Source organism: Nibrella saemangeumensis (assembly GCF_039541915.1).
In the GTDB taxonomy this organism is placed as follows: domain Bacteria; phylum Bacteroidota; class Bacteroidia; order Cytophagales; family Spirosomataceae; genus Nibrella; species Nibrella saemangeumensis.
Genome location: NZ_BAABHD010000084.1, coordinates 157,968 through 179,986, shown reverse-complemented (window position 1 = coordinate 179,986; position 22,019 = coordinate 157,968). Strand labels below are relative to the sequence as shown.

14 protein-coding genes are annotated in these 22,019 nt (G+C 54.7%); 7 read left to right on the top strand and 7 right to left on the bottom strand.

The annotated features are described in order from the left end of the window. Positions 1–5 precede the first annotated feature (5 nt). The gene (locus tag ABD949_RS28480) at positions 6–569 is read left to right on the top strand and encodes a 50S ribosomal protein L25/general stress protein Ctc (protein ID WP_345249549.1); all 564 of its coding nucleotides are present in this window, start codon (positions 6–8) and stop codon (positions 567–569) included. A 146-nt stretch (positions 570–715) separates the two neighbouring features. Here ABD949_RS28480 and ABD949_RS28475 read toward each other — a convergent pair whose 3' ends face one another. Further along, a complete protein-coding gene (locus ABD949_RS28475) occupies positions 716–2,980 on the bottom strand; it encodes a sodium-translocating pyrophosphatase (protein WP_345249547.1) in 2,265 nt (754 codons plus the stop codon). Between the two features lie 242 nt (positions 2,981–3,222). Here ABD949_RS28475 and ABD949_RS28470 point away from each other — a divergent pair, with 242 nt between their 5' ends. The 3 genes from ABD949_RS28470 (at position 3,223) to ABD949_RS28460 (ending at position 10,814) form a co-directional block, all read left to right on the top strand. Next, positions 3,223–5,694, top strand: coding sequence for a PIG-L family deacetylase (locus ABD949_RS28470; protein ID WP_345250429.1), 2,472 nt, complete (start codon positions 3,223–3,225; stop codon positions 5,692–5,694). A 1-nt stretch (position 5,695) separates the two neighbouring features. Continuing rightward, the gene (locus ABD949_RS28465; RefSeq protein WP_345249545.1) at positions 5,696–9,595 is read left to right on the top strand and encodes a hydantoinase B/oxoprolinase family protein; all 3,900 of its coding nucleotides are present in this window, start codon (positions 5,696–5,698) and stop codon (positions 9,593–9,595) included. A gap of 154 nt (positions 9,596–9,749) precedes the next feature. After that, positions 9,750–10,814: a sensor histidine kinase gene (locus ABD949_RS28460; RefSeq protein ID WP_345249543.1), complete on the top strand. Its 1,065-nt coding sequence runs from the start codon at positions 9,750–9,752 to the stop codon at positions 10,812–10,814. 18 nt (positions 10,815–10,832) lie between these two features. On the opposite strand, the gene ABD949_RS28455 is transcribed toward ABD949_RS28460, so the two are convergent. The 3 genes from ABD949_RS28455 to ABD949_RS28445 are packed head-to-tail and all read right to left on the bottom strand — an operon-like array spanning position 10,833 to position 14,023. Further along, positions 10,833–11,990 carry an acetyltransferase domain-containing protein gene (locus tag ABD949_RS28455; protein ID WP_345249541.1) on the bottom strand — a complete coding sequence of 386 codons (1,158 nt, stop codon included), beginning with the start codon at positions 11,988–11,990 and terminating at the stop codon, positions 10,833–10,835. Positions 11,991–11,993: 3 nt separating this feature from the next. Next, positions 11,994–12,938, bottom strand: a complete 945-nt coding sequence (locus ABD949_RS28450) for an NADP-dependent oxidoreductase (protein WP_345249539.1) — start codon at positions 12,936–12,938, stop codon at positions 11,994–11,996. Between the two features lie 41 nt (positions 12,939–12,979). Then, positions 12,980–14,023, bottom strand: coding sequence for a sialidase family protein (locus ABD949_RS28445; protein WP_345249537.1), 1,044 nt, complete (start codon positions 14,021–14,023; stop codon positions 12,980–12,982). Between the two features lie 155 nt (positions 14,024–14,178). On the opposite strand from ABD949_RS28445, the gene ABD949_RS28440 reads away from it, so the two are divergent. The 3 genes from ABD949_RS28440 to ABD949_RS28430 all read left to right on the top strand — a co-directional run bounded on the left by ABD949_RS28440 (position 14,179) and on the right by ABD949_RS28430 (position 18,029). Further along, positions 14,179–15,360 carry an Nramp family divalent metal transporter gene (locus ABD949_RS28440; protein WP_345249535.1) on the top strand — a complete coding sequence of 394 codons (1,182 nt, stop codon included), beginning with the start codon at positions 14,179–14,181 and terminating at the stop codon, positions 15,358–15,360. 279 nt (positions 15,361–15,639) lie between these two features. Further along, positions 15,640–16,194, top strand: coding sequence for a fasciclin domain-containing protein (locus tag ABD949_RS28435; protein WP_345249533.1), 555 nt, complete (start codon positions 15,640–15,642; stop codon positions 16,192–16,194). Between the two features lie 47 nt (positions 16,195–16,241). Beyond that, positions 16,242–18,029: a hypothetical protein gene (locus ABD949_RS28430; RefSeq protein WP_345249531.1), complete on the top strand. Its 1,788-nt coding sequence runs from the start codon at positions 16,242–16,244 to the stop codon at positions 18,027–18,029. 121 nt (positions 18,030–18,150) lie between these two features. Here the strand turns inward: ABD949_RS28430 and ABD949_RS28425 are convergent, their stop codons facing one another. Genes ABD949_RS28425 through ABD949_RS28415 form a run of 3 tightly spaced genes read right to left on the bottom strand, consistent with a single transcriptional unit; the run spans position 18,151 to position 21,740 of the window. Further along, a complete protein-coding gene (locus tag ABD949_RS28425) occupies positions 18,151–18,681 on the bottom strand; it encodes a hypothetical protein (protein ID WP_345249529.1) in 531 nt (176 codons plus the stop codon). Positions 18,682–18,741: 60 nt separating this feature from the next. Further along, positions 18,742–20,736, bottom strand: a complete 1,995-nt coding sequence (locus ABD949_RS28420) for a tetratricopeptide repeat-containing sensor histidine kinase (protein WP_345249527.1) — start codon at positions 20,734–20,736, stop codon at positions 18,742–18,744. Continuing rightward, positions 20,736–21,740, bottom strand: coding sequence for an ATP-binding protein (locus ABD949_RS28415; protein WP_345249525.1), 1,005 nt, complete (start codon positions 21,738–21,740; stop codon positions 20,736–20,738). Before ABD949_RS28415 ends, ABD949_RS28420 begins: the two co-directional genes overlap by 1 nt. Between the last annotated feature and the right edge of the window lie 279 nt (positions 21,741–22,019).

Genomic DNA, 22,019 nt, shown 5'->3' with positions numbered 1-22,019 from the left:
GTATCATGAAAAAACTCGAGATTGTAGGGTATAAAAGAGCGAATCTCGGCAAATCAGAGTCTCAGGCCGTCCGTGCTGAAGGCAATGTGCCGTGCGTTCTTTACGGAGGTCAGGATCAGGTTCACTTCTATGCACCGAATATTCTCTTCCGCGATTTGCTGTACACGCCGGATGTGTACGAAGTAACCCTGAATATTGAAGGCGACGAATACCGCGCTGTTCTGCAGGATACTCAGTTTCACCCGGTAAGCGATGCGTTACTGCACGCTGATTTCCTTCAGATTGTTGACGGAAAAGACCTTAAGGTTGCCGTACCGGTTCGTCTGGTTGGCACCGCACCCGGTGTTCAGAAGGGTGGTAAGCTGGTTACCCGCGTGCGTAAACTGCGCGTTGTAGGTCCGGCCGAAAATATCCCCGATTATATTGACGTGGATGTATCTGGACTTGATTTAGGTAAATCCGTACGGGTTAACCAGATCAAAGTAGAAGGCATTACGCTGCTGGAGTCGATGTCGAATCCGGTGGCGACCATTGAAATCCCGCGCTCACTGCGTGGTCAGGTGAAGTAACACTTGTTTTTGCTAATAGATACGAAAAAAGGCCAGCTCTTGTGAGCTGGCCTTTTTTGTTTCAGGTTTCAAGTTCCAGGTTTCAACGGGGCAGCCCGGCGGTTTGGCGGTGGCTAACAACATGAAACTTGGAACCTGAAACCGTTCTACCGATTCGTATCCCGCTGCATCACTGAGCCGTCGTCGGAACGCTCATCGACGGTTGACTCCCGGCCAGGCGCGTCGGAGTCCTGAACGCGGCCGGCGGGCGGTACAATGGGTTGCTCAATACGCGGATCGGTACCGCTTTCCACCGTACCCGCCGGAACCGTAATGAACGGCGCAATAACCAGCGATACAATGGACATCAGCTTAATGAGGATGTTCATTGACGGCCCGGAGGTATCCTTGAACGGATCACCCACGGTATCACCCGTAACGGATGCCTTGTGGGGCTCCGACTTCTTGTAATACATCTGGCCGTTGATTTCGACGCCTTTCTCGAACGACTTTTTGGCGTTGTCCCAGGCCCCACCGGCGTTGTTCTGAAAAATACCCATCAACACCCCCGATACCGTTACACCGGCCAGCAGACCGCCTAATACTTCAGGGCCAAAAATAAAGCCGACAATAACGGGTACGCTCAGCGCGATGGCACCCGGCAAGATCATTTCCCGGATGGAGGCCTGCGTGGAGATGGCAACGCACTTCTCGTATTCGGGCTTACCGGTACCTTCCAGAATGCCCGGAATCTCGCGGAACTGGCGACGAACCTCTTCCACCATTTTCATGGCAGCCCGGCCCACGGCCGCGATACACAGCGATGAGAAGATAAACGGAATCATAGCCCCGACAAAGAGCCCGGAAAGCACATCGGCCTTATAAATATCAATGGCGGTAATACCCGAAATACCCACAAAGGCCGCAAACAGAGCCAGTGAGGTTAAGGCGGCCGAAGCAATGGCAAACCCTTTACCAGTAGCAGCCGTGGTATTACCAACGGCATCCAGGATATCGGTACGGCCCCGCACTTCGTCGGGCAGGTGGCTCATTTCGGCGATACCACCGGCATTATCGGCGATGGGTCCGAAGGCGTCAATGGCCAGCTGCATGGCGGTGGTAGCCATCATACCGGCGGCCGAGATGGCCACACCGTACAAGCCCGCAAACTTATACGACATAAAGATACCGGCTGCCAGCACCAGAATCGGCAATACCGTCGACTCCATACCAACCGCCAGACCACCAATGATGTTGGTCGCGTGACCCGTACCGGACTGCCGGATAATCGACAATACCGGCCGACGCCCCATGGAGGTGTAGTACTCCGTGATAATGGACATCAGCGCACCAACAATCAAACCCGTCACAATGGCGTAGAACACATCCATCCGGTCGAAAACCACCCCGCGAATGCGCATATCCACATCCGGCAACATCGTCATCACCAGAAAATACGACGCAATCAGAGTCAGGATGATCGAACCCCAGTTACCCATGTTCAGCGCGGCCTGTACGTTACCGTTATCGTCTTTTACCCGGACAAAATAGGTAGCAATAATAGAGAAGATCAGACCCATTCCACCAATTACCAGCGGCAGTACGATCGGTGCATGACCAAAAATATTTACTTCTTCCGGAATCCGGATTTCGCGACCCAGCACCATGGTAGCCAGAATGGTAGCCACGTACGAGCCGAACAGGTCGGCACCCATACCGGCTACGTCACCCACGTTATCGCCCACGTTATCGGCGATGGTGGCCGGGTTACGCGGATCATCTTCCGGAATACCGGCTTCAACTTTACCCACCAGGTCGGCTCCTACGTCGGCCGCTTTGGTATAGATCCCGCCCCCTACGCGGGCAAAGAGTGCAATGGATTCAGCTCCCAGCGAGAAACCCGCCAGGACTTCCAGCGCCGTTTCCATTTCGATGCCGTTCAGATTACCCGATGCAGCAACGTACATATTATAGAAGAGAATGTATAGGACACTTAAACCCAATACCGCCAGACCGGCCACGCCAATGCCCATCACCGAACCACCGGTGAAGGAAACATCCAGCGCCCGGGTCAGGCTGGTACGGGCGGCATGCGCGGTACGCACATTGGCCCGCGTGGCGATTTTCATGCCGATATAACCAGCCAGCGCCGAGGTAAAGGCTCCGATGGCGAACGCTACCCCAATGACCCAGTCGGAGTTCTCAACCAGTGTCGCCGAAAACCCGAGTACCAGGGCTACTACAAGCCCGAAAACAATTAACACCCGCCACTCTGCTTTCAAAAAGGCAATGGCTCCGTCAGCGATGTATGTCGAAATTTCCTGCATACGGGCATCCCCGGCCTCCTGCCGCGAAACCCAGCGGAATTTGGTAAACATCACCACCAGACCGATGATGCCCAATAAGGGAACTAAATAAAGACTGTTGTCCATGCGGTAAAATTTTAAGGATAGGTATCTGTTTTTGTTAAAGTGAGCGCAAATATAGAGTTTGGTTGTGGATTTCAACAAAATAGAAGCCCGCGCCAATAGACCATTTTTAAGATAAAAGGTTAATATTTTGATACAGAATACTTAAATCCGAAAGTCCATCTTTATTTTTGTCAAATTGGCATTCAGACTTTTATTCTGTTTTAGCTGTGCGCATCCCTAAACTGTCCCTATTCCTGTTTTCCCTGCTCGGCCTGTCGGCCTGGGCGGTTGCTCAGCCGTACCAGTCGGCGGCCGCGGGCGACATCCTGCATGACCTCAAAAAACTCAATGTCGTCGGTTCGGCGCTGTACGTCGCGGCCCACCCCGACGACGAAAATACGCTGCTGCTCACTTACCTGGCCAATGAGCGTCAGGTGCGTACCGCTTACCTGTCGCTGACGCGGGGGGACGGTGGTCAGAACCTGATCGGCACGGAGCAGGGCGAAAATATTGGCCTTATCCGTACCCAGGAACTGCTGGCCGCCCGGCGCATCGATGGGCCACAGCAGTTCTTCAGCCGGGCCTATGACTTCGGTTTCTCGAAGTCGACGGATGAGGCCGTTCGGACCTGGGGGCAGGATAAAGTACTGGCCGACGTGGTCTGGCGGATTCGCCGGTTTCAGCCGGACGTTATTATTACCCGCTTTCCCCCCGACGCCCGCGCCGGACACGGGCACCACAGTGCCTCGGGTTACCTGGCCGAAGAAGCCTTTAAAATTTCCGGTGATCCCACGAAGTACCCTGAACAGCTTGCCTACGTAAAACCCTGGAAGGCGAAGCGGATCATGTGGAATATCTTTATTCCGGGTGCGTTTCTGAGCAACAAAAAACCCGAAGAAGCCGGCAACATGGTCGGCGTAGAAACCGGCGTGTATAATCCGCTGCTCGGCAAATCATACGGCGAAATTGCCGCCGAAAGCCGGAGCCAGCACAAAAGTCAGGGCTTTGGCGTACCCGCCAGCCGCGGCTCCCGCATCGACTACCTGCTGGTGAAAAACGGCGACCCGGTGCAGCAGGACCCGTTTGACGGCGTAGACCTCACCTGGAAGCGCGTCCCCAACAGCGGCCGGGTGCAGGAACTGGTCAACCAGGCAATCGCGGCTTTCCGACCCGAACAGCCGTCGGCTTCCGTGCCGACGCTGGTAACCCTCTACCGGGAGTTGCAGAAGCTGGATGCTACCAATACCTACGTAGCCGCCAAAAAACAGGAGGTCGAGAAGCTGATTCAGGACTGCCTGGGCTTGTGGTTTGAAGCGAACCCCACCCTCTATGCCGCCACCCCGAACGAAACGGTACGGGTAAACCTGAACGCGGTTAACCGCAGTAGCATACCGGTGCAACTGACCAGAATCCGGCTGCCGGAAGTCAATAAAGACACTTCCCTGACGCTGCCCCTCAAGGCCAACGATCAGCAGCTATTTCCCTTTACGGTCACGATTGCCCGCAACCAGCCCATTTCGCAACCCTACTGGCTGCAAAAACCGCTCGACCGGGGCCTGTTTCAGGTGGATGATCAACGATTAATAGGCTTGCCTGAGAATCCGCCCGCCCTGACGGCTGAATTCACGTTCGACATCAACGGCCAGCCGTTTACCTTCTCCCGGCCTTGGGTCTATAAGTCTACCGACCCCGTCGACGGTGAAATCTACCGGCCGTTTGTGATTCAGCCCGACGTCACCGCCAACCTGGCCGAGCGGGTGTATGTCTTCGCGGATAATACCCCAAAAACCGTGGAGGTCATTCTGAAAGCGGGTCGGGCCAATGTCTCCGGCACCCTGAAGCTGGAGACGCCGGAAGGCTGGCGGGTGGAGCCGGCGCAACTGCCGTTCAGCCTGAAAGACAAGTTTCAGGAACAGCGGGTAACCTTCACCGTCACACCCGCCGGTCGCGCTGCCGACGGGAGGCTACGGGCGGTTATGACGACCAATACCGGCACCTTCACCACGGGCCTGCGGCTGATCCAGTACAAGCACATTCCGACCCAAACGCTCTTCCCCCCCGCCGAAGCCAAACTGGTGAAACTGGATGTAAAGGTGAAGGCCAAAACCATCGGCTACATTGCCGGGGCCGGGGATGAAGTACCGGCTGCCCTCCGGCAGATGGGTACGCAGGTCACCATGCTCAACGAAGCCGACCTCAACAGGAACTTAGCGGGATACGACGCCATTGTGGTGGGCGTCCGGGCGTATAACACGGAGGAGTGGCTGAAGAACTACCAGGCAAAACTGATGGAGTACGTCAGCAACGGCGGCACCATGATTGTCCAGTATGTAACGCCCGGTGGCTCCTTCATCCAGAATGGGCTAAAGGTCAATCAGCTTGGTCCCTATCCGTTTACGGTGGGTCGCGAGCGGGTAGCTGAAGAAGATGCGGCCATTACCTTCCTGAATCCGCAGCATCCGTTGCTCAATACCCCGAACAAAATTACCCAGAAGGACTTCGAAAACTGGATTCAGGAACGGGGTCTGTACTTTGCACAGGAGTGGGACAAAGCCTACGAGCCGCTGTTTTCCGCCAACGACACCAACGAAGCGCCGAAGCAGGGTAGCCTGATTTACGCCAAATACGGCAAGGGGCATTTCATGTACACCGGCCTCTCGTTCTTCCGCGAACTGCCCGCCGGCGTACCCGGTGCCTACCGGCTGTTTGCCAATATGATTTCGGCAGGCAAGTAGCATGTACCAAATCTGGATTGACACCGGGGGTACCTTCACCGACGGCATGGCGCTGGCTCCCGGTAGTCAGCTACTCCGCACGAAAGTCCTGAGCAGCAGTTGCCTGCGGGGTATTCTTAGAGACGATCAGCAACAGCTTCGGCTGAAAGCCTCCTGGCTGTCGGCTCCCATCTTTGAGGGCTACCAACTGCGGATTATCGATTCCGGGGAGATCGCTACGGTAGTTTCGCTGGCCATGGATGGCGCATTAACGCTTGACCAATCGATAACGGCTCAGCTACCGGCTACCGTGGAATTGTTAACGGGCGAAGAAGCTCCGGTATTGGCCACGCGTTTACTCACCCAAACTCCGCTGAACCGGCCCTTCCCTCCGCTCGATATGCGGCTGGGGACAACCCGGGGAACCAACGCGTTGCTCGAACGGAAAGGGGGCCGGGTTGCGCTGCTCGTCACAAAGGGCTTCCGGGATCTGCTGCGCATCGGCACCCAGCAGCGCCCGGACTTGTTTCAACTCGACATTCCCCCACCCGAGTTGCTGTATACCGACGTGTACGAAGTTGAGGAGCGCATCAGTGCCGGCGGGCAGGTTTTAACCAAGTTAGAGGAGCACACGATCGCCGGACTGGTTGAAAAGCTGAAAGACACCGCCGTTGATGCCATCGCCGTTTCGCTGCTGAACGCTTACCGTAATCCGGTTCACGAACGACAACTCGGTGACGCCTTACAGGCAGCTGGATTGCCGGTTGTAACGCTATCGACCGACGTCTCCACGGCCATCCAGTACGTTTCCCGCACCCAAACGGCGGTGGTGGATGCCTACCTGACGCCGGTGTTACGGGCCTACCTCGATAACCTGACCCGCCAGTTGGGTGGCCAGCCGGTGCGGGTGATGACCAGCGCGGGCGGTCTGGTCAAAGCGGACTTGTTCAGGCCGAAAGATAGTCTGCTGAGTGGTCCGGCCGGTGGGGTTATCGGCTCAGCGGCCATTGCCAGGGAGTTGGACATTGAGCGCATTCTGACGCTCGATATGGGCGGTACCAGCACCGACACCGCCCGCTACGACCACCGGGTCGATTATCGATTCACCACCAAAATAAATGCCTTTGAATTACAACTTCCCTCGCTGGCGATTGAAACGGTAGCGGCTGGTGGCGGCTCGGTCTGCTGGTTCGACGGGGCACAACTTCAGGTAGGGCCGCACAGCGCCGGCGCAGCGCCGGGTCCGGCCTGCTACGGAGCGGGAGGGCCCCTCTGTATAACCGACGTAAACCTGCTGCTCGGCAAGCTCCACCCCGGCCAGTTTGGTATTCCGGTCTTTCCCGACCAGGCAAAATCGGCGCTGCATGCACTCCAACAACGCATTGCGGAACAAACCAGCACCACCATCAGCGAACGGGATTTGCTGCTGGGTTTTGCCCGCATTGCCGACGAAGCTATGGCTGGTGCCATCCGAAAAATTTCGGTTGCCCGCGGCTTCGATCCCCGGGAGTATGCGTTGCTGGTGTTTGGCGGGGCCGGTGGCCTGCACGGCTGCTCGGTGGCCCGGCTGCTCGGCATCGACCGCCTGATCCTGCCGTTCGACGGTGGCCTGCTGAGTGCCTATGGCATAGGACAGGCCCGGATCGAGCGGATGGTATCGCAACCGGTCCTGCAGGAACTCTCGGCGGTAGAGACAGAACTGGCCAACCGCATCGCGGGCCTTACCCAGCAGGCTACCGACGCGCTACGGCAGGATGTTGGTCCGGAAACGCCTGTTGCCGTGCAGTCTGTCCTGTTGTTTCTGCGGCTACAGGGGCAGGAAACAGCGATTGAGGTGCCCCTGGTCGTCCCGACTGACGTTGTCAACCCAACTGCTTTTGTCATCCCGACGCCAGGAGGGATCTCAGACGCTACTGAGCCGGCCAAGATACAGATCCCTCCTATCGTCGGGATGACAAAGCATGACGTTGGGATGATAAAGAAAATCGAAGACACCTTCCAGGAAAAATATCAGCAGCTTTACGGCCACTACCCCACCGGCAAAACCATTGAGGTAGAAAGCATTCGTGTGGTGGTCAGCACCGTTCGGGAGGAGGAGCCGGTCACGACCCAGCCCGTTTCACACACCCATGTACTACCGATATTCACGTCGGGCTCCTACCCCGTCTACGACTGGACCCAACTCCGCGAAGGCGATACCTTCCGGGGGCCGGCCCTGCTGCTCAACAAAACCTCCTCCGCCTTCATCGAACCCGGCTGGCGGCTCGTTGTGCGGGCAAACCAGAATGCCGTGGCCGAATACGTCTCGTCGGACGAAGAACCCTACAGCGAACTGGCCGAGGTAGCCCAGACGGAGCTATTCGCCCGGCGCTTTACGGCCATTGCGGAGGAGATGGGGGCGCAGTTGCAGCGGACGGCCTTTTCCGTCAACGTCAAAGAGCGGCTGGATTTCTCCTGCGCCCTGCTCGACGAAAACGCCGAACTGCTGGTCAACGCTCCGCACATTCCGGTCCATTTAGGCAGCCTGGGCATCTGCGCCCGGCTGGTGCAGACGAAAATTGGCATTGGCCCCGGTGATGTGGTCATTACCAATCACCCCAAATATGGGGGTTCACACCTGCCCGACATCACGCTGCTCAGCGGGGTCTTTACCGATGCCGGGGAGTTGCTTGGCTACGTCATCAACCGCGCCCACCATGCCGAGATCGGCGGTAAGGTGCCCGGCTCTATGCCGCCCGATGCGGTAAACCTGGCCGAAGAGGGCGTTGTGCTTGAACCCCAGTACCTGGTCAGGCGGGGTGTTTTTCGCTGGGAAGATGTAGCGCAAAAGTTTACCCAGGCTCCCTACCCCACCCGCGCCCTGGCCGAAAACCGGGCGGATATTGAAGCCGCGTTGGCCTCCCTGCGGGCCGGCGAGCAGGCACTGCTGAAACTGGTACGCGACCACGGACTACCTACCCTGCAGCATTACATGCGCCGGCTCAAACAGGCCTCCGCCGATGCGCTGCGGACCGTGCTGGCTCCGCTGGAGGACCAAACTTTCGAAGCCGAAGAACGGCTGGACGATGGTCAGCGTATTTTCGTTTCAATTACCATCTTCAATCAGATTATTACGTTTGATTTCACCGGCACTTCAGACGTCCATAAAAACAACCTCAACGCTAACCGGGCCATTCTGTTCAGTGCCATCCTCTACGTGTTACGGCTCTGGATTCGATCGGGCCAGTTGGGGTCCGGCCATCCGGGGTCCGGACGGCCGGGAAAGGACATTCCGCTCAACGAGGGGCTGATGGAACCGGTTCGGATTTTACTACCCGAATCGTCTTTTCTGAACCCAGATTTCGGCGATACCCCCGAGCAATGCCCGGCGGTTGTCGGCGGTAATACAGAAGTCAGCCAGCGGCTGGTGGATACGCTGCTGAAGGCGCTGGGCCTGGCAGCCTGCAGCCAGGGCACCATGAACAATTTCCTGTTCGGCAACAGCCAGTTCGGTTATTACGAAACCATCGGCGGAGGAACCGGGGCTGGGCCGGGTTTCAACGGGCGTTCGGCCGTACACCAGCACATGACCAATACCCGCCTGACCGACCCCGAAGAACTCGAACGGCGGTATCCGGTACGGCTGCACCAGTTTGCCATCCGCACCGGCTCCGGCGGTGCCGGCCGGTGGCGCGGGGGCGACGGTATCATCCGCGAAATCGAGTTTCTTGCCCCGGTACAAACCACCCTGCTGAGCCAGCACCGGGTTGTTTCCCCGTACGGCATGCAGGGCGGGCAACCCGGCCAGACTGGACAACAGACCCTGATTCGGGCCGACGGCAACGAGCAGTCCCTGCCGGGCATCTTCAGCAGGCCCCTGCAACCCGGCGACCGCATCCGGATCGAAACGCCCGGTGGTGGTGGCTGGGGGAGCGACGTATGAGGTTCACGCGTTCGCACCGTTTAAACGCCCGTTTACCTATATATTACCGTATATACACTCATTCTTCCATTTTTCCGGCAATTTTAATAAATTGCTGCTGGTATGAATAGGAAGGTGATTGGTTAACAATCGTGAGGATTTTACGCTGATGCACATGAACGACTCCCGTTTGCGGTGGCTGGGTCCGGTGGGCTTGTTTCTGTTGGGAAACGTATTTTTTCGGCTTGGTTTTTGGTTAGAGGCTACCGGCAGGGACATGCTCCACTCCGTTATTGTAGGGCTGGTAGCGGGAGCGTTGTTCTGGCAGTTAAACCGCTGGATTGTGCTGCGATTGCAGGACCAGTTGCCGGGTCTGGAGCGTACCCCCAACCGGTTAATGATCTTACTACTCCTCACGCCAATGCTGGTCAGTGCCGCAATCTTTTCGCGGTTCGCCATGCATGTGTTTCTGGGTTCGCGGGAACAGTTGTGGTTAGGGCTGGTTGATTATGTCACCTCCTCCGGTATTCAGTTGTTCTACCATATGGTGTATTTTGCTGTTTACGAAGGCTGGTACCTGTTGTTACAGTGGAAGCAAACGTACCTCGAAAAAGAAGAACTCCTGAAGGCCCAGTGGCAGAGTCGGTTTAATGCCCTGAAGAGTCAGGTAAACCCCCACTTTTTATTTAATTCCCTCAATGCCCTTTCGGCCCTGATCCAGGAATCGCCAAACCGGGCCAGTGTGTTTGTCGACGAATTGTCCACGGTATACCGGTATCTGCTACAGGCCAACGATCAGGAACTGGTGCCGCTCAGTACGGAATTAACCTTCATTGATTCGTACGTACACCTGTTACAGACGCGGTATGGCAAAGGGGTTATTGTCCATAAGTCGGTGTCGCCGGATCAACTGAACCGTTGCCTGCCGCCCTTAACCCTGCAGATGCTTCTGGAAAACGCCGTCAAGCATAATATTGTCATGGCCAGCCAGCCCTTGTGCCTCGAAATACGGACTACCGAAGAAGGTCAACTGATGGTGCGCAATAACCTTCAGCGAAAAAATGCGTCGAAAGTCAGCAATGGCGTTGGTTTATCCAACATCAACGCGAAATACCGAATGCTGACCCAACACAATATTCTGGTGCAGGAAGATGACACCTACTTCACCGTTCTGCTCCCTCTTCTTGGCGATTTGCCGGCCAGAACGGGTCAGTTTGCCGTGAAGCAAAGCGAACGTTAATCCTTGTCAGCTCCAACGCTACACGTACCGGAGCCACCGGCTATCCCGACGCGAAGCCTTGTACTGGCTGTACCATTTGCATAACGGGTACAGCGCCACAATAACCCCCAGCCAGATCAGGTAAATATAAGGCAGGTCCACGCCAGACCCGGCTTCGGGCCGTCCGAAACGGAAGGGGCCAAAGATCAGGTCATTCCACCGGTAGCCCTGCAGCAAGACCATGACCACCATGGCCGAGTGAATCACGTACCAGTGAATGAGGTAATAAAACAGCGGTACTTTTCCGTAGACCGAAACGATGTCGGTCAGCCGGTTTTTTACCCCATCCGTTACCGCCAGAACGATGGACGAGATGCCGATGGTCATCAGCGTATACAGCAGGGATGGCGGGTATTTGGTGCAGTTGATGAACGACAGGACCGTGAACAGCCCGGTTTTCTGCGGTGCCCACGGCACCGGGTCACCGTACAGGTTGGTCAATCGGATCAGCGTAAACAGGCTCAGTGTCGCTACCCCAATGGCCAGCCACAGTCGCCGGCGCTGCGCCAGTGGTCGCTCAAACAGCCGGCCGCAGGCATACCCGGTCAGCATAATGCCCAGCCAGGGAATGACCGGGTAGAGGATGCCCAGCGTAAACCGGGGCGACACGGTAAAAATATTAGGCTGAAACAGCCAGGCCCAGACAAATGAGCCATTGGGTGCAAAGCTGGCATTCGGCAGCAGATTATGGCCGAAAACAATAAGCAGGCCCAGCACGCCCACTACCCGCACCGGTACCCGGAGCAAAAACGACAGGATCACAAAACCAGCACCGATGGCCCCGATCACCTGCCAGAGCAGCGTGCGGAAGTGGATATCAAACCAGAAGGAAAAGTTGATCACCGTCAGCTCGAGCACAATGAGCCAGAGCCCGCGGGTGCGCAGGAATCGGGCGCTTTCGGCAATTCTTCCCTGACTCTTCAGCGACAGATAGGCCGATGTGCCCGACAGAAACACAAACGTAGGCGCGCACAGGTGCGTGATCCACCGAGTCAGGAACAAGGCGGGTGTGGTGGTGCTCAGGTCTGTCGGGTCCTGCGTCAGCGAGGTGGTGTGCATCAGGTCGCGCACGTGGTCCAGCGCCATGATGAGCATGACCAGCCCCCGGGTGAAATCGATGCTGCTGATGCGGTTCATGCCTTAAAACGTTACGACAATCTTCCCCCTGGTTTTACCCGTTTCTATCTGCCGGTGCGCTTCGGGTATCTGCTCAACGGGCACCGCCAGGGATACCTCCGATCGTAAGGCACCCGTTTCCAGAAGGTCGGCTAACCGCTGCATCTGTTCACCGTTTGAAGCCACCAGAAACGCTTCCACCCGGATACCTTTAGCCGCAGCCTTTTCGGCACTCTCACCCGACAAACCACTCAGGATACTGACCAGCGTACCACCCGGCTTCAGCGCATCGACCGACCGGTCTTTGGTCGTATCGGCCAGGGTGGTCACCAGAACCACATCGGCATCTGCTACCACATCTTCAAACCGTTGCGCGGTATAATCTATATGCTCATCGGCACCCAGCGACAGCACAAAATCCCGGTTGGCGGCCGATGACGTTCCAATGACATAAGCGCCCAGGTGTTTGGCAAGCTGAACGGCAAAGTGTCCAACCCCACCGGCAGCCGCATGAATCAGAATTTTCTGTCCGGCCTGTAGCTGGGCTTTGTCCACCACCGCCTGCCAGGCCGTCAGAGCTGCCAGGGTGGCCGCTGCGGCTTCCTCATGGGTAATATTGGCGGGTTTGTGGGCCAGGTGAGCCGCCGGTGCCGCCACGTATTCGGCGTAGGCCGCTCCGTAGCCGGGAAAGTTGACCATCCCAAACACGGTATCGCCCCGTTGGAAGGTATGCACGGACGCGCCCACCTCTGCCACCTCACCGGAAATATCCCAGCCCAGAATTAAAGGCTGATGGTCTTTTAACTGACTGGCAAACGCCTTCCCCTGCCGGGTTTTCATATCGACCGGGTTGATGCTGGCGGCTCTGACCCGCACCAGTACCTCGTGCTCCCCGATCGAAGGCGTTGGTACTTCCTGTACAACCAGATTCTCCGGCTCTCCGAACTGCGTTAATACGGCTGCTTTCATGCCGGCAATATTAAGAAAAAAGCCCTATCGGCCCGCATTGCCTAAAGTTTCTTTGGGTCAACGACCACGTATTTGATGCGCTGCCGCTTCCAGGTGTAGGTCATGTGTACCAGGCCATCGGACGTCTGAATTATGGCCGGGTACGAGTATTCACCGGGTTCATTCTCCAGAATTACCGCCGACTTCCACTGCTTACCATCCGGCGAAACCGCCACGCTGAGCGGGGTACGCGGACCGCTGCGCTTGCCGGGATTTACGGAAACAGGGTTATAGATGAGTAGATGCCGGCCATCGGTCAGCGTTACCCCATCGAACCCTGAGTTCGGGTTCGGCAGGTCAGTATTGGTCAGCGGAGACCAGGTTTTACCGTTATCGGCCGACCAGCTCTCAACCACAAAGCCGTTGGTACTCCGGCAAAGTGCCTGCAACCGGCCGTTTTTATGCACCAGCACCGTCGGCTGAATGGCACCGAAGGCTTTACCATCATTGATGGCTTCGGTTTTCTGCCAGGTTTTACCCCAGTCATTCGTCGTTTCAAAGTGAACGCGCCAATTGTCGTGCTCGGAGCTGCTGGGGCACAGTAAGGTATTGTTGGCCAGCAGCACCGGTTTATCCTTGATCGGCCCCAGAATCCCATCGGGCAGTCGCTCGGCTTCGGACCAGGTTTTGCCACCATCGGTCGAGCGCTTCAGCAGCCCCCACCAGGTCGACGGGCTGGGTCCTACTTTGTAAAACAGGATCAATTCGCGGTTTGGCACCTGAAACAACACCGGATTCCAGCAGGGAAGTCGTTTGCCATCGGGTTGCACTCCGGTGGCTACCTCCACGGGGGCAGTCCAACGGTCGCCCTGCCGGTGGCTTACCCAGATACCCACATCGGAATGCCTTTCGTGGGTACCGCCAAACCAGGCAGCGACGATCCCCTGTGGGGTCTCGGCCAGGGTCGATGCGTGGCATTGGGGAAAGGGAGCCTGCTCATAGATCAGCTGACTGCGGAGGACGGCGGGTTGCGGACCGGGTTGGGCGAAGACTATCTGGCAGGATACCAGCAACAGGGCAGTCAGTAAGCCGGAAAGAGTATACATGCTTGTTGGAAAGGTTAGGTACGGGAAACGCAAGGCTACTATGGAAAGATGATAAATTCTAAAGACGAACGAGGTAGAAAATATACCGTTCCGGCCAGGCGAATCGCCTATTTCTGTAGTTTGCAGCCCCGTAACCCCCGTACCCTGTTGTTCCCATGGCCAAAACCCTTGCCTTCCGTACCGGTCTCAGCAGCCTGCTGTTCTGGTCGGTTATCTCAGCCGCTTTTATCGGACCGGGCACGGTAACCACCTGCGCCATGGCCGGTTCCCGCTTTGGGCTGGCGTTACTGTGGGCGCTTACCTTTTCGGCCATCAGCACCGTTATCCTGCAGGAAGCAGCCGCCCGAATCACCCTGGCATCGGGGCACAGCCTGGGGCAGATCATTGCGCTCTCGTACGGGACCCGTTCGCGGGCCATTGGCTGGTTCCTGTTTCTGGCCGTTGCGTTTGGCTGTGCCGCCTACCAGGCCGGCAACATTCTGGGGGCCGTTTCCGGGCTAAGCCTGCTCACCGGCTGGCCTGTGTACTGGCTTACGCTGGCGGTTGGTTTGGTGGCCATCGTCCTGTTGTGGGCAGGTTCTACCCGCTGGATTGCGCAGTTTCTGGGTCTGGTGGTGTTCGGCATGGGGTTGGCTTTCGCCTATGTTGCTTTCAGTGCGGCCCCGTCGCCGGTCGCTTTTGGGCGGGCACTGGTGGTCCCGGCGCTGCCCACCGACTCGCTGGTGCTGGTCATCGGTCTCATCGGCACCACAATCGTCCCTTACAACCTGTTTCTGGCGTCGGGTATCGGTCAGGGACAGTCGCTGGCTGAAATGCGCTGGGGCGTTGGCCTGGCGGTCCTGATCGGCGGGCTGATTTCCATGGCGATCCTGGTCGCGGGTACGCTGGTAACGGGCGAGTTCTCCTTCCAGCACGTCGCCCAGACCTTATCCGACCGGTTGGGAAGCTGGGCCGGGCAGTTGTTTGCCTTTGGCCTGTTTGCGGCCGGCTTTACCTCCTGCCTGACCGCCCCGCTGGCGGCTGCCGTGACGGCGCAGGGCCTGCTGGGCTGGTCGCCCGGCTCCGCTTCGTTCCGGGCGGTATGGCTGCTGGTTATGGGGGTGGGGCTTCTGTTCGGCTGGCTGGGCATCCGGCCCGTGCCGGTAATTATTACGGCCCAGGCCATCAACGGTTTATTACTGCCGGTGGTAACGATTTTTCTGCTGCGGGCGGTGAATCATCCAAAACTGCTCGATGCCCGTTACCGCAATTCCGTCTGGCAGAACATAGCGATGCTGGCGGTGGTAGCCGTCTCCGCTTTCCTGGGCCTGCGCAATCTCTGGCTGGCTTTTCAGTAAAGCAACATATAGTATACGGTTGTTAGTGCGCCAGCTCACCAATCCCCAATATATACTTCGAAGTCTATTCTTACACGAAACTATTTAGTAAGCGTAACAAGTAAGACTCACTTAGCGGCTGGTGTAAATAAACGTTGATTGATGCCTCGGTTTGCCATCGGCTAAAAGCATGATAAAAATCAGGCGCAGACCGGATTGTGCTCAGGATTTAGATAAAAAGACCCCTATATCTTTATCACCGGATTTTCGATTTCTCATTAATCCCAAAACCGTACACTCATGAAAACGACATTTATTACGCTGCTGATTGCCAGCGTCCTGCTGGGCTGTAACTCAGATTCTACCACGCAAAATGATACCAGCACGGAGGAATCGGCGGCTATGGCGGTCGGGCAATCGGCCGTACAGGACAACGACTCCCAGAAAGATGTGGTGAAAGTAGCCGCCGGATCGCCCGACCACACGACGCTGGTGAAGGCCGTACAAACCGCCGGCCTGGTGGATGCGCTCTCCAACGCCGGCCCCTTCACGGTGTTTGCCCCTACCAACGCAGCGTTTGAAGCCCTGCCCGCCGGCACCGTCGACGACTTGCTGAAGTCCGAAAACAAAGAGAAACTGGCCGATATTCTGCAATACCACGTATCAGTGGCCGGCTACCCGCTCGAATACCTTCAGGATGGTCAGAAAATTAACCAGGTCAACGGGGGCGACGCCACCATTACCGTGAAAGATGGCAAGTATAAAATCAACGATGCCAACATCGTCGGTACCGTAAAGGCGTCCAACGGCATTGTGCACATTATCGACAAAGTCATTCTCCCCCCGGCCAAATAGGGCACCGTTTGAATTTGTCAGAAGGCTTTCACTTTACACTTTTAATCATGACGATCCCTTTGCACCGTTTTCACATACCGGTTATGGGTCTGGCATTTACCGTCGATACGCCGATCAAGGTAGCGCGATTTGGTATTTCGTCGGTGATGTCCATTATTGAGGACCGGCTGCTTGAGACGATGCGGCAATACTACTATGGTCAGTTGGATGAGCCGTATGAACCCATCAGCGACCGCGAAGACGACTACCGGGCCCGCCGGGTAACGGATTACCTTAACCTGGTCAACCGAATTGTGCAGGATCAGGTAGGTAAACTCAAAAATGCCGCTTTTGAGGCCGGTTCGGAGCTGGTACGGTATTTCGATATGCTCCCCGACGATAGTTTTCTCAAAAGCAGGTACCGGCATATGCTTCAGCTTGAGCCCAGTGCCGAAAAACGGGATCTGCAGACCTGGCTTCGGCAGCAGATCCGCCCCGGCAGCATTGATGTCAACATCATGACGAAAGTCGACAAAAACAATGTCGACCCGTCGGGTGTGGTGCTCGAAAACGGCTCCGATGCGCTGACGGCCCTGCGTGGGTACGCCAACAGCACCCTCACCGACTCGTCGGTTATTTTTTCGGCTGGTCTGAATCCGCGCCTGTTCAATTACCTCGAATCACTCCCGGCTTTTGAAGCCACCGGCCTGGGTGCGTTTCCGAAAAAAGTGGTTATCAAAGTGAGTGATTACCGCTCGGCCCTGATCCAGGGGAAGTATCTCGCTAAAAAAGGCATCTGGGTCAGTGAGTTCCGCATTGAGTCGGGTCTAAACTGCGGGGGGCACGCTTTTGTCACCGACGGCTTTTTGCTCGGCCCCATTCTGGACGAATTCAGCGCCAAAAAAGCGGAACTCACCGACGCGCTGTTTAGTCTGTACACCCAGGCATTAAGGCAAAAAGGCAAGCCTGCCTTCGACGAACCCCACCCGATCCGGATCACGGTACAGGGTGGTATTGGCACCCAGGCCGAAGCCGAACTGCTGCACCGGCTCTACGGGGTTGATAGTACCGGCTGGGGTACGCCTTTTTTGCTGGTGCCCGAAGCCACCACGGTCGACGAACCTACGCTGCACAAACTCTGTCAGGCCCACGAAACGGATGTGGTGTTGAGTAAGGCCTCGCCCCTGGGAGTTCGGTTTTACTACCTCAGGGGTACCAGCTCGGAGCAGGAAAAACTGGCGCGTATCCATCGGGGTAAGCCCGGCAGCCCGTGCACCGAAAAACACCTGATAACGAACACGGAGTTTACCGGGCTGCCCATCTGCACGGCTTCGCGCGAGTATCAGAAACAAAAGCTGGCCCAGCTGGCTACGCTCGACCTGAGCCCGGCCGAGTACGGAAAACAACGTACCGAGGTGCTCGAAAAAGAATGCCTGTGCGTGGGGCTGAGCAATTCGGTGACGCACGTTTACAATGTATCGTTCGTCAAGAAACGATCGAGCGTCACTATTTGCCCCGGTCCTAATATCGCTTATTTTTCAAAGGTGGTTTCGCTTCAGACCATGACCGACCACATTTACGGCCGCACCGATCTGATTAGCCATCCGGATCGGCCGCATATGTTTCTGAATGAACTGACGCAGTACCTGAGTTACCTCGACGAGCAACAGAAAGACCTTCGGCCGGAAGACACCAAACGGGTAGCCTACTGTCGGGAGTTCGCCAAAAATCTGGCCGGGGGAATCGCGTACTACAGACGCCTGACGGACGAAATCCCGGCTGGTCCCGACCGGGAAGCCTTTGCGCACGGACTGGCCGATGCCCAGGAGCGACTGGCCGGGCTGACCATCCTTTGAGCAGTGCAAAAAAAAGTAGCCTGACCGGTATGGTATCGGTCAGGCTACTTTTTTGGGATCGATTGAAAAACACTTTGTCGGCAAACGCCCAGCCCATTTCGATACCTTTAACTCTACCAGATCAAGCCTTTATTTCGCTGATACGGAAGGTTTCTTCCACGGCCAATCGAAGTTCTTCATCAAGTTGCATCCTATTGGCAGTCACTGTACCCCAATCCTCCACAGAATTAGTATTTGCAGCTTGTAAAGCTAAATCCGCTTTTTTCCGTAAAAGACCGTAGAATGTCTCAGTTAAGATTAGGCGATGAATGGTTATGTCCTCGTATATCTCAGTTAACGGTATGATCTCCCCATTTAACATAAAATCCTTTGGAACCGGATGGTTGTGCTTTAACTGATTTATGTTGGTCATTACCTTTTCTAACCGGGTAGACAAGTCAGCAATACGGATAAACCGGTCGGTCAATAGTTTTTCCATAAAAGCCGAGCGTCTTTCCAGCTTTAACTCTAGGTGCCGGGCGTAGGTGTCCATCTTCACGCCTATTGCTTTCTCCACCGTTTGCTGAAGAATAAAGACTAAACCGGCACCTAAAGCCAGTAAAAGAACTACTACCGGGGAGTACTCTTTTAGCCATTGAACAATATCTGACATCTTTTTCCAGGTTAGCAGAAAGCAGCAAGGGACAAGGGGTAGAGTGTTTTTGCGAAAAGTCTACATTTGAGTTGCAGGTAAGCTAACGACAAACTCAGTATACTGTCCCTCCTCGGTTTGTACATTCAGTTCGCCACCATGTCCTTTGGTGATGATGTCGTACGTTAACGACAAACCAAGACCAGTGCCTTCTCCAGTGGGTTTAGTCGTAAAGAAGGGTTGATAAATTTTATTAAGAAGTTGAGCCGGTATCCCCGTGCCGTTATCCTTTACATGCAATTCTACTTTGCCGTTGTTACTATAGGTAGTTACCTCGACCTGCGGCAGATACCCGTTGCCGGTTTGCTTCTGCTTCTGTTGTACGGCGTATAAAGCGTTGTTGTATAAGTTGAGCAGCACCCGGCCGAAGTCCTGCTGGATGAGGTTAACGGGAGACAGGTTGGTGTCTAAGTTCAGACGTAGGTCAGCGTTGAAATTTTGGTCTTTCGCCCGTATGCCGTGATACGCCAGTTTCAGGTACTCCTCCGCTAGTTGGTTCAAATCGGTTGGTTCTTTCTGACCGGTGCTGGCTTTGGAATGTTGGAGCATCCCTTTGACGATTGCATCAGCGCGTTTTCCATGATGGTTCACCTTTACAAGAGTCTCCTTCAAATCTCCTGCAATCTCCAGGACATCGTCAGTATGTCCTGCCTTAGCTTCTTCCACCAGTTCATCAACCAACTCGCCACTCACTTCGGATAGGTTATTGACGAAGTTCAGGGGATTCTGAATCTCGTGAGCAATACCGGCAGTAAGTTCACCGAGAGAAGCCATCTTTTCGCGTTGCACGAGTTGGGTTTGGGCTAACTTTAGATTCTCCAATGCTTGCTCCGCTTTCAACCGTTGGGCTTCAATCTCTTCTTTCTGACGATGCAAAAGCTCATTAGCCCGTTGTTTGCTCTGGTTATTGCGATAGAGCAGAACGGCTAACACTAAAAGAAATATCAGCGTTGATACCAGACTGTAAAGTCTGATTTTATAGGTGTACTCCCGTTTGGTTAGCGCAAGGTTTTGCTGGCGCTGCTGTTCAACATAAAAGAGGTTATGTATCTGGTTTGCTTTCTCGGTGTTAAACAAGCTATCCTTGACAACCGTAGCCAGCTTGTGGTATTGGAAAGCCTGGTGCTCATTGATACGTTCGTATAGTTCTGATAACAATTGACTGGCGGTTAATATACCTGAGGGGTTATTGTAACGTTGTGCTATGTCCAGCGCTTTTCTACCATAATAAATACTGGAGTCAATTTGGCCTGCTTTCCGGTATAAATCAGCAATCCCTAAAAACGTTTCGCTCAAAACGACTGAATTTCTCCTGTTGATTGCATAGGGAAGGCTATTTCGAAAATACTTCATGCCTAAAGCATGTCTGCCTTCCTTAGCTTGAAGTTTACCCATGTCTTTCCAGAACTCAGCGATAACAACGTCCGATTTTCCGGGGATAAGTTTATAAACCCGGTTATAGAATAGCGATGCGGAGTCCAAATAGCCCTGTTGTAAATAGCTCCGGCCAATTTTAGTCAGGTAGTTTGCCTGTTCGTTCTCATTACGGATGGTTTCGGCTATTTTCAGGGCTTTCAATAAATAAGACCTTGCCTGATCGTACTGCCCCTGAACCAGGTGAATATTGCCGATGTGGGCCAGACCAGCACCAATGCCAAAGCCGTCGTTGCTACTTTCACTAATGTCGAGTGCTCGCTGGAAAATATCAAGTGCTTCAGGATAGCGGCCCTGGTGAAACAAAACAATACCGCTCCTTCTTAAGCAATCGGCTTCTCCTCGATGAAATTTCAACTCCCGAGCCAGGTTCATACCCTGTTGCGCATACCTTAATGCCAACTTTTGGTTAGAAGCCACATGCTCAAGAGCTAATGCGCTAAGTATCAATACCTGATTTGTGTCAGGTTTAGATAGTCGCAATTGGTTTTCTAAACTATCCGCCCGACTGATGCTTTGAGCATAAGTGAGCTTACTGCTTAGAAAGAGTATCAATACAAAAGCCCAGGCTTTCATCATCATTACGAGTCAACGGGCAAACTGACAGTGAACTCGGTAAACCTACCGGCTTCCGTTAGTACGCTAAGTTCACCCCCATGCCCTTTGGTTATTATATCATAAGTTAAGGATAATCCCAATCCCGTACCCTCTCCGGTCGGTTTAGTCGTAAAGAAGGGTTGGTAAATTTTGTTGAGGATTTCTGTCGGAATGCCAGTACCATTGTCCTTTACTCGCAGTTCGACTTTGCCGTTGGTGGTGTGGGTTGTAACTTCAACCTGCGGCAGATACCCGTTGCCAGTTTGCGTTTGCTTTTGCTTCTGCTGTACGGCGTAGAGAGCATTGTTATAGAGGTTCAAAAGGACCCGCCCTATATCCTGCTGAATGATATTAACTGGTTTTAAGCTGAAATCCAGGTTTAACCTTAAGTCGGCGTTAAAGTTCTGGTCCTTGGCTCGTATGCCGTGATAGGCCAGTTTCAGATACTCATCAGCCAATTGGTTTAGGTCAGTGGGTTCCTTCTGACCGCTGCTAACTTTTGAGTGTTGCAGCATCCCCTTAACAATGCTATCGGCCCGCTTGCCATGATGCGTTATCTTCTGTAGGCTTTCCTCCAAATCGGTTAGAATAAAGCTCAAGGTATTGGCTTCCTCGATAATGTTATGAGTTTGCCTGCTCAGTTGCAGGGCCTTCAGATGCGCTTCTAAAGCGGGCGGATACTCCCCCTGAAGGCGAAGTACTTCTCCCAGCCTGGTTAAGGCTTTGATTTCTCCTTTGGTAAAGTGAATCTGGTGAGCCAGTGTGATTGCTTTCTGTGCAAGAACAACGGCGGTATCCGACTTGAAGAACTGATAGTTACCTGATAACTCCAACAGCAGCAACACTCGGCTGGTGTCTTGTGAGGTTTGAGCTAAAACCGTTCTAAGGCTATCAGCAAATTCCTTTGGCCCAGCCAGGCGTTCCTGCCCCAAAGCAGCATTACATATCCAGCTGAAGACTATAAGAAGAAAGGAACACGTCTTCTTCATACGTCATAACTTGGCAAAGTAGTGATACATGAGTACGAAAGGCCCTAGCTTTCGCTCAAAGGTATTCGTAGAAGGACTAAGGCAGACCTGACAGCAGAATACGCTCATAATAGATTCAGAAATAGCAACGCAACGTATCTTAAATTTAGTCAAATACATTGACTTACTGCTACTACTATGTTCAATAATTCCACAAACAGCAGGCTTTTAGCAAACGGTAAAGAGCTGGAATAGTACTGTAAGCCTCTTTGTGAAAAGAGCCTGCCATGCCCACCCTGA

What these genes read in the sequence shown, in the direction of transcription:
- ABD949_RS28480 (WP_345249549.1), top strand. Translation starts at nt 6, where the DNA reads ATGAAAAAACTCGAGATTGTAGGGTATAAAAGAGCGAATCTCGGCAAA.
- ABD949_RS28475 (WP_345249547.1), bottom strand. Translation starts at nt 2,980, where the DNA reads ATGGACAACAGTCTTTATTTAGTTCCCTTATTGGGCATCATCGGTCTG.
- ABD949_RS28465 (WP_345249545.1), top strand. Translation starts at nt 5,696, where the DNA reads ATGTACCAAATCTGGATTGACACCGGGGGTACCTTCACCGACGGCATG.
- ABD949_RS28460 (WP_345249543.1), top strand. Translation starts at nt 9,750, where the DNA reads ATGAACGACTCCCGTTTGCGGTGGCTGGGTCCGGTGGGCTTGTTTCTG.
- ABD949_RS28455 (WP_345249541.1), bottom strand. Translation starts at nt 11,990, where the DNA reads ATGAACCGCATCAGCAGCATCGATTTCACCCGGGGGCTGGTCATGCTC.
- ABD949_RS28450 (WP_345249539.1), bottom strand. Translation starts at nt 12,938, where the DNA reads ATGAAAGCAGCCGTATTAACGCAGTTCGGAGAGCCGGAGAATCTGGTT.
- ABD949_RS28445 (WP_345249537.1), bottom strand. Translation starts at nt 14,023, where the DNA reads ATGTATACTCTTTCCGGCTTACTGACTGCCCTGTTGCTGGTATCCTGC.
- ABD949_RS28440 (WP_345249535.1), top strand. Translation starts at nt 14,179, where the DNA reads ATGGCCAAAACCCTTGCCTTCCGTACCGGTCTCAGCAGCCTGCTGTTC.
- ABD949_RS28435 (WP_345249533.1), top strand. Translation starts at nt 15,640, where the DNA reads ATGAAAACGACATTTATTACGCTGCTGATTGCCAGCGTCCTGCTGGGC.
- ABD949_RS28430 (WP_345249531.1), top strand. Translation starts at nt 16,242, where the DNA reads ATGACGATCCCTTTGCACCGTTTTCACATACCGGTTATGGGTCTGGCA.
- ABD949_RS28425 (WP_345249529.1), bottom strand. Translation starts at nt 18,681, where the DNA reads ATGTCAGATATTGTTCAATGGCTAAAAGAGTACTCCCCGGTAGTAGTT.
- ABD949_RS28420 (WP_345249527.1), bottom strand. Translation starts at nt 20,736, where the DNA reads ATGATGATGAAAGCCTGGGCTTTTGTATTGATACTCTTTCTAAGCAGT.
- ABD949_RS28415 (WP_345249525.1), bottom strand. Translation starts at nt 21,740, where the DNA reads ATGAAGAAGACGTGTTCCTTTCTTCTTATAGTCTTCAGCTGGATATGT.